A 12,884-nucleotide genomic window follows, 5' to 3' on the forward strand; every position below is an offset into this window, starting at 1 on the left:
ATTATGAAAAAATTAAAGAAAAATATTTATCTATATTCTATATTAATTGTAATTTTTAGTATTTTTACAGTTTATTCAAATGCTAATATGCCAATGATAATTAAGGAAATTACAGATAGTATTACAGAAAAACAATTTGATAAAATTTTTGGATATTTTGTAAAATATGCACTTCTAATAGTCTTAGTATTGTGTTCTGAATTTATTGGTAAATTGTTGAATGCTAAGTATAGAAGATTATTATATATGAAGCTTAGAAATCTTTTTGTAAGAGGGATTTTATTAAAGGGTAAAAAAGGAGAAAATCCTCAAGAGCTTTACTCTATTTATAATAATGAGATAGAATCTGTTGTAGAAGAATACTATTTAACAATACCACATATTATATTTCAAGCAGTATCTATTATTTGGTATATGTATTTGCTGTTTTCATTGAATATTCTTGCATCATTTATTATCCTAGGAACTAATATTATATCGATCCTAATTCCTTATTTTTTTGAAATAGATATGCAAAGAATAAGAGAAAAGAGCATTTTAGGACTAAGACGATTAAATACAGCTTTTTATGATATTGTTGAGGGAATAGGGACTATAAAAAGATATTCCGTAGAAAAAAATATAAATAATAAAATGGAATCCATTTCATCCGATGAACAAAAATATGCTTATAGATATAGCATAAAAAATGCAGTTTTAGAAATTAGCATGGGGGCAATTTCATTTATATCCCAGTTTCTAATTTATTATGTTGTTATCAGTTCAATTATTAGTGGAAAAGAAACTATCGGAGCTTTTATAGCAATTTTGCAATTATCAGAGTTGTTAATATATCCGATTAATACTATTTCCAGCTATTTGATAACTGTATTTTCTATAAAGAAAGTGAAAAATGATTTATTTAATACCTTATCCGATTGTGAATTTGAAGAAAATGAGCAAGAGAGAGTTGAGAAAATTGAATTTGAAAATGTAAGTTTCTCTTATAACCAAAATAAGTTTATAATAGATAATTTTTCAAATGTTTTTGAAAGTGGTAAAAAATACCTTATTAAAGGTCAAAACGGCTCCGGAAAGAGTACGATTTTGAAATTACTGTTCGGGGAGCTTGAAAATTATAGTGGAAATATAAAGATAAATGGTAAAAATATAAAGAATTATCCAGATATTTCAAAAAATCTTGTCTATGTTGAACAAAATTCTTTTCTATTTAATGAAAATATAGTTTCAAATATAACTCTATTTAAAAATATTGAGGATAATTTGATTTATGATATTTTAAATAAAGTGAATCTAGATAAAAAGCTTATAGAAAATAGAAATGAAAATTTAAATGAATTAAATCTTTCAATTTCGGGGGGCGAAAAACAAAAAATTATAATTGCTAGAGCTTTACTTAGAAATAGTAATTTTTTGGTATTTGATGAAGCTATGAGCAATATTGATAAAAATTCAATTTCAATAATTGAAAAAATGATTTTAAGTGATGAAAGCTTAGTACTTATTAATATTTCTCACAATTATTCAGAAGAAAATTTAAAAATGTATGACTATATTTTAGAATTTACAGGAGAAAAAATTAATATAATAAAAAATTGATAAATGTATCTAAGTTAAACATATATTTTCTAAGGAGGAGTTGTTTTCTAATGAAAAATTCAAAATTTGATTTACCGATTAAGTTAAAAAAATCCAGCGTTATTTTTCTATGTGTTTTTTCGCTTGGAGTTTATTTTATTTCACTTATTTTTCCTTATATTTTTAAGAGTATTCTTGATAATGTGGGGAATATAGACAGTGGAAAATTATATTTATACATATTTGGGATAATTGTATTTGCGGTTTTTGTTCATGGAATTAGCTATTTATGTGATTATCTAAATCAGATATTTTGTAATAAAACTGCTTTAAAATATCAAAAACAAATTGTAAAAAAGATTTCTAAGATAAATACACCGGACTATGAAGGAATGAGCAAGGCTAAGGTGTTGAATCTTTTGAATTATGATATAGCTGTAATTTATACATATATTAATTTAAAAATAGATTTAGTAGTGGATTCTATAAAGATTTTATTAGTAGCTCTTATACTGATAAAAATTAATTACATACTTGCAATAATAACTTTTGTATTAATACCGATTTATTATCTTGGAAATTATTTTAATAAGAATCGAATGGAAAAACTTGCAAGTGAAGAGATGAAATTAAATGACAAGATTTTTGAACAAGAAGAAGATGTTGTTTATAAAAAAACAAGTATCGAGTTATTTAAGGCTTGGGGTTTGTTTTTTAAGAAATTTAATTATATAGCTGAAAAACGTTGGAATATTACAGGTACAAAACATAAGTTCTTAATTTTAAATATGGAATTTCCAAAGTTTATTTCAACTCTCAGCCCTTTTATAGTTTTAATTTTGGGAGCAAGTTTTGTTCATAGGGGAATTTTTACTATTGGAACATTGATTATGTTTTTACAATATGCTCAAATGATTTATACACCAATAACTTCTATTGCAAATTTAAAAGCAAATGCAAATTCTTCGGTAGCAAGTTTTGAAAGAATTAGAAATTTTTTAAATTATGAAAATGAAGAAAATAATTATTCAAAACTTTTTGTAAAACAAGAAAGTCCTATAGAAATTAAAAATGTTGAAATTATAAATGCAAAAGATGAGTTATTATTTAAAATAGAAGATTTTACAATTTCTGAAAATGGACTTTATATTCTAAAAGGAGATAATGGAACAGGGAAAACTACGCTTTTAAATTTACTTGCAGGAGTTTATTCTGTAAAACAAATTAAAGAAAAAGGTGGATATTTTAGAATATCGGAGGATAAAAAAGAAGATATTTCCTACTTGTATAATCCGTCAATGTTATTTAATGGAACCGTTAGAGAAAATATAATTTTAACTGAAGTAGAAAGGGAAGAACAAATTTCAAAGATGCAAAATCTTTTGAAAAGATTTAATGCAAAAGATGAAAATTATGAAGTTAAAACAAATCCGGCAAATCTTTCACTTGGAGAACAGCAGAAATTATTTTTGATAAGAACATTTATGCAAGAAAAGAGTATTGTTTTACTTGACGAGCCGTCAGCAAATTTAGATGTTGAATCAAAAGCTATTTTAAGAGATTTTCTAGAGGAAGAAAAAAGAAAATGCATAATGATTTTAATAGCTCACGACCTGCTTTATGAAAAAATTGCTGATAAAATTTATACCATTAATAATAAAAATTTAGAACTTTCTAAACAAAGATAAAAGAATTTTATTCCCGATACTTATGTGTTGGGATTTCTTTTGATTTTTAGTAGATTTTTGGTGAGAAAATTTTACAATAATATAGTAAGTGTGTTATAATATAAGTAGCTTTGCGCCTAATGGCAAAGCTACTTATATTTCATCATAACTACCATAAAAAAAGTATCGTAAAGGAGTTATGATATAATTAATAGCTTTATGCCTGTTGATAAAGCTATATACATTTCATCATAACTACCTTAAAAAATTTATTTAAAAGGAGTTATGATTTAATTATTAGATTTGTGACTATTGATAAAGCTACATTTAAGAAAAAATAAATTGTTAATATAAATTAAAGTTAATTGTTATTAAAGAAGGAGAGATATACTTTGTTTGATAAATTAGAACTATTAGTTGAAAAATTCGAGGAGCTTGAAAAGAAAATTATAGATCCTGAAATTATGAAAGATATGAATGTTTGGCAAAAACTTGCTAAAGAACATGGCGATATGAAGCCAATTGTTGAAAAATATAGAGAATATTCTAAACATAAGAAAGAACTTGAAGAAAATAAAGAAATGTTAAAGGAAAGTTTAGACGATGAAATGAAAGAACTTGTTAAGGAAGAAATTTCAGAGCTTGAAGATAGTATTGAAAAGGAAGAACAAGATCTTAAAATTTTGTTATTGCCAAAAGACCCTAATGATGAAAAGAATGTATTTATGGAAGTAAGAGCTGGTACAGGTGGAGATGAAGCGGGACTTTTCGCAGAGGATCTTCTTAGAATGTATAGAATGTTCGCAGATAAACAAAAATGGAAAACAGAAATAATGAGTATTTCTGAACAAGGAGTTGGAGGAATTAAAGAAGTTGTTTTCTTAGTTAAAGGTCATGGAGCATATTCAAAATTGAAATATGAAAGTGGCGTTCATAGAGTTCAACGTGTTCCTGCTACAGAATCAAGTGGAAGAATTCATACTTCTGCTGCAACTGTTGCAGTTTTACCAGAAGTTGAAGATGTTGATGTTGTAATAAATCAAAATGACCTTAGAATTGATGTTTATAGAGCTAGTGGTAATGGAGGACAATGTGTAAATACAACTGACTCTGCTGTAAGAATTACTCATATTCCTACAGGAGTTGTTGTTACTTGTCAAGATGAAAAATCACAACTTAAAAATAAAGAAAAGGCAATGAAAATTTTGAAATCAAGACTTTATGAAAAGTATCAAGAAGAACAAAATAAGGATATTGCTGATGCAAGAAAATCGCAAATAGGGTCAGGAGATAGATCTGAAAGAATAAGAACTTATAATTTTCCACAAGGAAGAGTTACAGACCATAGAATAAATATGACTATTTATCAATTAGATAGTTTCTTAAATGGAGATATTTCTGATATGATTGATGCTCTTATCACAAGCGATCAGGCTAAAAAAATGTTAGCAATTGCGGAGTAGATTATGAATTTAAATTTACAAAATAAATTTACTAAATTTGGTGTTTATCTTGTATTATATGTATTTGGGATTTTTGTGTTTTTCAATTTTGTTTTTGCAAAAAAAGAAGATGAAGTTTTAGTTAATACAGTAAAAGAGATTGAAACTAATACAAAAACTTTAAATGCTAATGGAATTGATGTGTCTAAACTTTCAACAAAAGTTAATACTGGTGAAAAGGGAAGCATTTTAACAGAACAAACTGTTATGGACGGACTTGCTAACAGTGAAGATTCAGATATTCAAGAAATTTTAAAAAGTAAGGATAAACTAACTTATCCATATCTAGCTTTACTTTATAGAAATCCGTCTGCAAAACTTTTTATTAAAGATAAACTTGAAAATAGAACAGTGGATAATTTTACTGGAGAAAGTGTTGATTTTAAAAGAGATATTCCGTATTATTTACAATGGGATAGACGTTGGGGACAAAAGAAATACACTGATGACAATATTGCCATAAATGGTTGTGGACCAACTTCGATGGCGATGGTTGTTTCGGGGCTTCTAAAAGATAATTCAATAACTCCTGTGGAATTGGCAAAGTATGAAGAATATGCTGAAGGTTCAGGAACAGGTTGGAAATATTTTACAGAAGTTCCAAAAAAATATGGATTAAAAGTTAAAGACTTGAAAACTGATGAAGAAGTTTTTAAAAAGGAGTTGAAAAACGGAAGACCAATAATTGCAAATGTAGGACCTGGAGATTTTTCTTCAATAGGACATTATATTGTTTTAGTTAGTGTTGATGAAGATGGTATGTTCATAATAAACGACCCAAATAGTCCTACAAACACAAGTGAAAAGTGGAGTTATGAGAGATTAAAATCTCAGATGAAAAATGCTTGGTCTTTTACTAAAGGAGAATAGTTTTGAATTTTTTAGAAAGAATAATAAATTTTTTAGTTTATTTTTTTAGATCAGAACCTGAGGGCTATGACATTGAAAAATTTGGGTTTACTCATATTATACTAATGTTAATTGCCTTTTTGGGTGCAATTTTAATTTATAAATATAGAGATAAAATTAAAAATAATAATAAAAATATTTTAAAAATTTTGGTTATAGTATTATTATTTCAACAAATAATACTATATACTTGGTATATATTTAGTGGGGCATTTTCCATAGAGACAAGTTTACCTTTATATGATTGTAGAGTTGCAATTATATGCTTGATATATGGTGTGTTTTTTAATAATGATAAATCCAAAAGAATTGGGATTTATTTAGGATTTGTTGGTTCAATAGTTGCTTTAATAACACCAGAGTTAGACAGATTTATATTTCCACATTATACTTGGATAAGTTTCTTCGTTGGACATACTTTGTTACTTTGGATAAGTTGTTATATATTCTTTGTAGAAGAAATAGAAATTTCATTTAAAAAATATACAGAAGTTTTTGTTTTTACCAACATCTTGCATATTGCAGTTATTATTTTTAATAGTTTTACTAAATGTAATTATGCATTTTTATCAAAGCCACCAATTTTTACTGATGTGGCAGACAGATTGCATCCTATAACTTATATAGCAATTATGATGTTGGTGCTAAATTTTGGTTTATATCTTGTACATTCATATTTTATGAAATCAAGAGATGGAAAATTTAAAATATCACGTAGAAAAATTGAAAATTAATGATGTTAAGGAAAAAGTACTGACTTTATAGTTAGTGCTTTTTATTGTGAAACAACAAGATTCCTGGGTGCCGACTTGATGTGAAGTGTTGCATAATGTAGGTGCTCTTATTGTTAAATAAAATATTTAAGAGTTGTTATATATTCTTTATTGTTTTGCATTTTGTTCCAACTTCAATTTGTTTAGAAATATAAAATTAGGTATAAATTGACTTAGGTAAAGATTGTGTATTTGTATAGTTTCTCAGTAAATATATATGATATAAATTGTAAATTGTATATTCCATTATCATAATAAAAATTTTTCAAATATAAAGGCTGAGTTTTACTCAGCCTTTATCATTAACTATTCAATTAATACACCATTTGAATCGAATATATAATTTATATTGTTGATGTTAAGTATTTTTTCTTGAGCAATACGTCCATCGTCTTCGGCATAATACCATTTTTCACCAACATACACCCATTCATTAGTAGCAATGCGACCACTTTCATTTGCAAAATACCAATTTCCATCAACATACACCCACTCATTAGTAGAGATGCGTCCATTTTCGTTTGCAAAATACCAGTTTTCGTTAACGAACACCCATTCATTAGTAGCAATACGACCACTTTCATTTGCAAAATACCAGTTTCTATCAACATATACCCATTCGTTTTGTGAAATTCTTCCATTAGTATTTGCAAAATACCATGTTCCACCTACTAGTATCCATTCATCATTTGCCATTGAGCCATTTGATTTAAGGTAGTACCATTTTCCATTTTCTTCAAACCAACTATCCTTAAGCATGTTTCCATCTTTATCAAATCTAAACCAAACATTGTTTATAAGTTTCCAGCTGTTTTTTACTTTTTCATTGTTATCTGGGATATCTAATCCTGACTTTTCAAATTCTATTACTAAAGGATGAATTCCTAAACTATGAACATCAGTAATTTTTACAATATCTCCAACTTGTTCAAATTTCAATTCTTCTTTGTTATTTCCGTTTAGATAATAAGCGGAAGAAACTTTTTTACCTGTAGGGATTTTTCTTAGAATTTCAAAATCTCCATAGGCTAATTTAGTTCTTTCACAATTTTGTCTTACATGATTAAGTAGAACTAAATCGAGAATCATAGCATCTTTTTCTTTTAATTCAGGATAATCAGATTTATCTAAGTGGTCAGTAAGCAAGAATAAATTTTTAAAGTCCATTCCTTTTATTGTTGTGTTACCCGGTTTACAAGTAATAGAGCCATTAGTTCTACCTGAAATTTTATTTTTTACTTTGATAATTTCAGCACTTCCACAAGATGAATGATCAAAAACATATTTAATTCCCGGAGTTCCCCATTCAGTTTTATCTTTTACAACGATAGGGAATGTATCAATTATAAGATTTTCATTAGTTGGTTTAGCAACATAAGTTACATCTTCCATTAATCTAACTTTTAAATGTCCTAATTCATCTGTTGTAGCTTTTGTAGTATGAATTGCACTAATAAATTGAATTTCTTCATTTACAAGAGCTTTATTATCTTTTACGAACTTAATGTCAATTTCATAAGTTCCATCATTTTTAACATTAGATGTATTATTCTTAACAACAAGTTCTGTTAATTCTTTTTTATCCTTGAAGGCAAATGGGAACTTACCTTCTTTTACAGCTTCAAAATGTTTATTGTGCATAAAATATTTGTTTGAAACTAATTGTAAGAAATATGAATTCTTTTCAAATAACTCAAGAGCTGGTAACTTTCCGTTTTCATCTAGAGTAAATTCTCCTTCATATTGTTGTTTACTTGAATTAAATAATTTGAATTTTATATCTTTTTTGTCTGCACCTTCCGGTAGTTTTACAGAAATCGGTAAAGTTTTTACTTTGCTTTTACTTACTTCACAAACAACATCTGAATTATCAGGACAACTTGGACAAGAAGGATCTGTATCATTTCCACCAAGACCTGGAATATTATTTCCTACACCGTCATAACGTTTTAAAAATACAGCTTTAAGTTTTCTATTCTTACCTTGAGAAGTATCTCCTTCTGGTACTTTTGGCCAATATAAACCGTCTTCTTTATCTTTTTCAACTGTAAATTCTATAGGCTTTTCTAAATAATATTCAGAGTCCTTATCCTTCATAGTTATTTTATAAGACTTACCGATTTTTGCATCAAAATTTAAAAAGTTATTTTCATTTTTTCTAATTTGAACTGAGTTTGTTCCAATTTCTTCAATTTTAAAATCAATAGATTTTTTTAGATGTTTTCCACCTTGAATAACATAAATTCTAACTAGATAGGAACCTTGATATACATTTAGTTTTTCAACCTTCTCTTTTGATTCGTTTTCAATACTATTATCATCATTTATTCTGAATTTAAAGCCGCTCATTTTATAAGTATTTTCAACAGATCTAACTATATTTATAGTATATTCGGTATTTTTATAAAGTTCTAATTCGATTTTTCCATTTTTACTTACAAATTCTTTAGTTTCTCCACCACCCATAACTACGAATTTTAAATTATTTTCAGTAACTGCTTTATGTGAAGTAATATCAAAAACTTCTAGAATTTTTTTTGTTAATATTCCATTTTCAGGTTTTTTACCAATTAAGTCTGATTTTTTAACAACAACTATTTTTTCTACAGTTTTTTCGGATAATTCTCCGGTTATTTCATTATAATATTTTGCTATACCGTTTTTATCTGCCTTAAACCAAATATAGTTTTCGTATCCATTATCAGTTTTTAAAGTATATTTATCCTTATCAGTTGAAATACCTAATTTCATTCTAGCTCCAACCGGTACTTTAACTACTGATAATTTTCCATTTGAAGTTACATAATCAGCCATATCCTTGTTTTCCTTGTTAAATGTATGGAAATTAACTCCATCCGGAACTTTACTTCCATCAGGGAAAACAACTTCTATTTCTTTAATAGTAACATCCTTATTTTCATCCTCAGTATTTTCGTTATCATTTGATTTTTTTTCAAAAATTAAATTATTGATTTCAACTTCATCACCATTTAAGTTAGAAGTACGCAATGTCTTCTTTACAGAATCAAATTTTAGAATATTAAGATTTTTATTGTCTTTTTTAATATTTGATAATTGATAATCTGATTCTCCTTTAATCTCAATAGTGTAAAGATTACCTTTATCTTCAACTACTGAAAAGTCAAAAACCCCATTAACACTTTCAATATCGTACTCTTCCTCGCCCCAAAATGCATAATCTGGGTGAGTCTTTACTTTTAAAGTAATTTCTTTTGTTAATCTTTTTCCTGTAGCTTTATCAATACCTTCTAAACAAAAGTTTGGAAGTTTTGCATTTTTGGCTTTCTCTGTGTTTTCAGCATATACGGTATTACCAGTAGCCATAGCCATAGGAGTCAATGCTAAACTTAAAAGCAAAGACATTACTACAAATTTTCTAAAAATTCCTTTTTTTCTTTTCATATTTTCCTCCGTAAAATAATTTTTGCAATATAATTGTATACTGAACAACTTTTTTTTGTCAATAAGCACTTAAATTTTCTTTTTTTCTAAATTTTTAGTTTTTGTGACTCTTTTCTTTTTTTGCAGTGTGTAAAAATATATATAAAGATGATTGTTAATTTTTTTGTATATATAATTTTTTTGTGAAATAAAAAATAATTAAAGCCTCTTAAGATAGAATTTTGTTTTATATAAAAATGATAATATTTTAACTTGATTAATTTTTAACTCTTAAAAGATAACTTTATTATATTAAATCTAACAGTAAAATTTATAATTAAATAATTTTTAGAGAAATAAAAAAATGATTTATTAAACGAAAAAACATATTGATAAAAAATGTAAAAAAGATAATTAAAAATTTTTATAGATGTAAAATTTTAAAAAAACAAGTAATATTATGTCATTAATTCATTTTATTTACATAATATAAAAAATTTAAATAAAAATTTATTAAAAATATTTTTGAGTTTAATTATGAAAAATATTCTAATTTATGGTATACTATAAGATGATATTTATAATACAAAGAAGGGGTTTTAATTATGAAAAATTTATATTTGTTATATGGAGGAAAAAGTGCAGAACATGAAATTTCAGTTTTAACTGCAAAGTCCGTTATAAATAATTTAGATAGAAAAAAATATAAGATATTTCCTATTTATGTTGATAAAGGTGGAAGATGGAATTACTTAGGAGAAAATACAAAAAATATTGAAGATGAAAAAGAGCTTATAGTTGAAGGACATGGAAATGTTGCGGATTCTATTTCTAATTTTTTTGCAAATGACTTTGTAAATGAAAATGCGATTTTCTTCCCAGCAATGCATGGAACATTTTCTGAAGATGGAACTATTCAAGGTTTTTTTGATATAATGGATCTTACATATGTGGGAAATAATGTTTTATCCTCTGCTGTTTGCATGGATAAGGGAACTGCAAATGATGTTTTTGCGGGTAATGGTATTTTACAACCTGAATATTATTTAGTTACAAAGTATGAGTTTGATAAAAATAAAGATTTGCAAATAAAAAATATTCTTGAAAGAATCGGTGAGGTTTCTTTCGTGAAGCCTTGTAATGCTGGCTCAAGTGTTGGAGTTACAAAGGTAACTAAAAAAGAAGAGATTGAACCTGCTCTTATTGAAGCTTTTAAATATGATAATAGAGTTTTAGTTGAAGAGGCTGTTATTGGAGATGAACTTCAAGTTTTAGTAATGGGAAATAATATTTTAAAAGCTAGTTTACCTGGTGGGGTTAAAGTTACTAGAGAATTTTTTGATTATGAAGCAAAATATTTGGACGAAACAACAGACCACATTATACCTTGGGATTTAACTGAAGAAGAAATTAAAGAAATTCAATCAGTAGCAAAGAAAGCTTATGCAGTTACAAATTGTAAGGGCTTTGCTAGAGTTGATATTTTTGTAAGAGATAGCGATAGAAAAATGTTAGTTAATGAAATTAATACAATTCCTGGAATGACTGCTGTATCTATGGCGCCTGCAATGTATATGAAAACTTTTGGAAAGACTTATAGCGACTTTTTAGATGAGTTGATTGAACTTGCCGTTGAGAATAAAAAAGAAAAAGATTCTTTGACTACAAATAGGGGGTAATTATGTTAAAAGCAACTTTGGAGACAATTGCTAAAATAGTAGGTGGAAATTTGGTTACTACAAGTATGAAAGATAATGTTGTAGAGGGAGTTTCTACAGATACTCGTGATATTCAAGTTCACAATTTATTTATTCCGCTTGTAGGAGAAAAGTTTGATGGACATAATTTTGCTTTTGATGCTATTCAAAAGGGAGCAGTTGCTACTTTATGGGATAAAAAGCATCCTACTCCTTATCTTGATGCTGGAATTATTGTTGTTGATGATACATTACAAGCATATCAAAAACTCGCAAGCAGTTATTTAAAAGCGACAGGAGCAAAGGTTATTGGAATAACAGGCTCAAATGGTAAAACAGGTACAAAGGATATTTTAGCTGCAATTTTAAAAGAAAAATATAGAGTTCATAAGACTGCAAAAAATTTTAATAATGATATTGGTGTTCCTAAAACTATTATGGAAATGGACTTAGATGATGAAGCTGTTGTTCTAGAGATGGGAATGGATCATTTTGGAGATATTAAAACTCTTACAAATATTGCAAAACCTGATATAGCAGTTATCACAAATATTGGTGATAGCCACTTACAAGAACTTAAAACTAAAGAGAATATTGCAAGAGCAAAGTTTGAAATTTTAGAAGGATTAAAGCCTGACGGAATATTTATTTATAACAATGATGATGATATTTTAAGGGAAGTAATAAAAGAATATACAATTCATCAAAAGATTATAAAAATAGGGACAAGAGAAGATTCTGATGTGATTATAAGACCTATTCGTTCTGATGAAGAGGGAAGTAGTTTTTCAATCGGAGAGTATGCTTATAGCATTCCATTTATTGGAAAACATCAAATCTACAATGTTTCAGTAGCAATTACAATAGCAGGGCTTATGGGAATGAGTTATGAAGATATTGTAAGAGGTCTATCAAAAGTAAAGCTTACTGGAATGAGAATGGAACTTATGCACTTGTCAAGTTTTGATATCTTAAATGACTGTTATAAGTCAAATCCTCAAAGCCTAACTTCCTGTATTGAAACTGTCTATACTATGAAAGGCTACAAAAATAAAATTTTAATTCTTTCCGATATGTTGGAGCTTGGTGAAAACGAGAGAAAGCTACATTTTTCTGTAGGAGAAAAAATAGATAGAAATAAGATTGATTATGTGATATGTATTGGAGATTTAGCTAAAGAGATTTACAATGGAGCAAATAGAAATTTCAATGTCAACAACCTTTTCCATTTTGAAACTAATGAAGAAGTCGTAAATAAAGTTAGAGAACTTATTTCGGAAGATACTTTAATTATGGTAAAAGGAAGCAGAGGAATGAAACTGGAAAAAATTATTGAAATGTTAAAGGAGATTTAAT

At 27.0% G+C, this 12,884-nt stretch carries 8 protein-coding genes; 7 read left to right on the plus strand and 1 reads right to left on the minus strand.

Going from position 1 to position 12,884, the window contains the following annotated elements:
• Positions 1-3: 3 nt before the first annotated feature.
• From WFJ11_RS01370 to WFJ11_RS01390, 5 genes are all read left to right on the plus strand, one after another.
• Complete coding sequence (locus tag WFJ11_RS01370; RefSeq protein WP_293440425.1) at positions 4-1,599, plus strand: ATP-binding cassette domain-containing protein; 1,596 nt, start codon at positions 4-6, stop codon at positions 1,597-1,599.
• Positions 1,600-1,649: 50 nt separating this feature from the next.
• Entirely contained in the window at positions 1,650-3,266 is a 1,617-nt protein-coding gene (locus WFJ11_RS01375; RefSeq protein WP_338817528.1) for an ABC transporter ATP-binding protein, read from the plus strand.
• 371 nt (positions 3,267-3,637) lie between these two features.
• Positions 3,638-4,708: a peptide chain release factor 1 gene (gene prfA / locus WFJ11_RS01380; RefSeq protein ID WP_009354571.1), complete on the plus strand. Its 1,071-nt coding sequence runs from the start codon at positions 3,638-3,640 to the stop codon at positions 4,706-4,708.
• 3 nt (positions 4,709-4,711) lie between these two features.
• On the plus strand, positions 4,712-5,617 hold the full coding sequence (locus WFJ11_RS01385) for a C39 family peptidase (protein WP_338817529.1): 906 nt from the start codon (positions 4,712-4,714) through the stop codon (positions 5,615-5,617).
• Between the two features lie 2 nt (positions 5,618-5,619).
• Positions 5,620-6,390, plus strand: a complete 771-nt coding sequence (locus tag WFJ11_RS01390; RefSeq protein ID WP_293440902.1) for a TIGR02206 family membrane protein — start codon at positions 5,620-5,622, stop codon at positions 6,388-6,390.
• 345 nt (positions 6,391-6,735) lie between these two features.
• Here the strand turns inward: WFJ11_RS01390 and WFJ11_RS01395 are convergent, their stop codons facing one another.
• Positions 6,736-9,852 (minus strand): hypothetical protein, encoded by a 3,117-nt coding sequence (locus WFJ11_RS01395; protein ID WP_338817530.1) that lies wholly within the window; start codon positions 9,850-9,852, stop codon positions 6,736-6,738.
• Positions 9,853-10,436: 584 nt separating this feature from the next.
• Between WFJ11_RS01395 and WFJ11_RS01400 the strand changes: the two genes are divergently transcribed.
• Both WFJ11_RS01400 and WFJ11_RS01405 read left to right on the plus strand, forming a co-directional pair.
• Positions 10,437-11,510 (plus strand): D-alanine--D-alanine ligase family protein, encoded by a 1,074-nt coding sequence (locus WFJ11_RS01400; protein WP_293440907.1) that lies wholly within the window; start codon positions 10,437-10,439, stop codon positions 11,508-11,510.
• A gap of 2 nt (positions 11,511-11,512) precedes the next feature.
• Positions 11,513-12,883 (plus strand): UDP-N-acetylmuramoyl-tripeptide--D-alanyl-D-alanine ligase, encoded by a 1,371-nt coding sequence (locus tag WFJ11_RS01405; RefSeq protein WP_293440909.1) that lies wholly within the window; start codon positions 11,513-11,515, stop codon positions 12,881-12,883.
• Position 12,884: the final 1 nt, after the last annotated feature.

Source organism: Parvimonas micra, from assembly GCF_037482165.1.
Classification (GTDB): domain Bacteria; phylum Bacillota; class Clostridia; order Tissierellales; family Peptoniphilaceae; genus Parvimonas.

Coding starts and splice junctions, on each gene's coding strand:
- WFJ11_RS01370 (WP_293440425.1), top strand. CDS start 4: ATGAAAAAATTAAAGAAAAATATTTATCTATATTCTATATTAATTGTA.
- WFJ11_RS01375 (WP_338817528.1), top strand. CDS start 1,650: ATGAAAAATTCAAAATTTGATTTACCGATTAAGTTAAAAAAATCCAGC.
- WFJ11_RS01385 (WP_338817529.1), top strand. CDS start 4,712: ATGAATTTAAATTTACAAAATAAATTTACTAAATTTGGTGTTTATCTT.
- WFJ11_RS01395 (WP_338817530.1), bottom strand. CDS start 9,852: ATGAAAAGAAAAAAAGGAATTTTTAGAAAATTTGTAGTAATGTCTTTG.
- WFJ11_RS01400 (WP_293440907.1), top strand. CDS start 10,437: ATGAAAAATTTATATTTGTTATATGGAGGAAAAAGTGCAGAACATGAA.
- WFJ11_RS01405 (WP_293440909.1), top strand. CDS start 11,513: ATGTTAAAAGCAACTTTGGAGACAATTGCTAAAATAGTAGGTGGAAAT.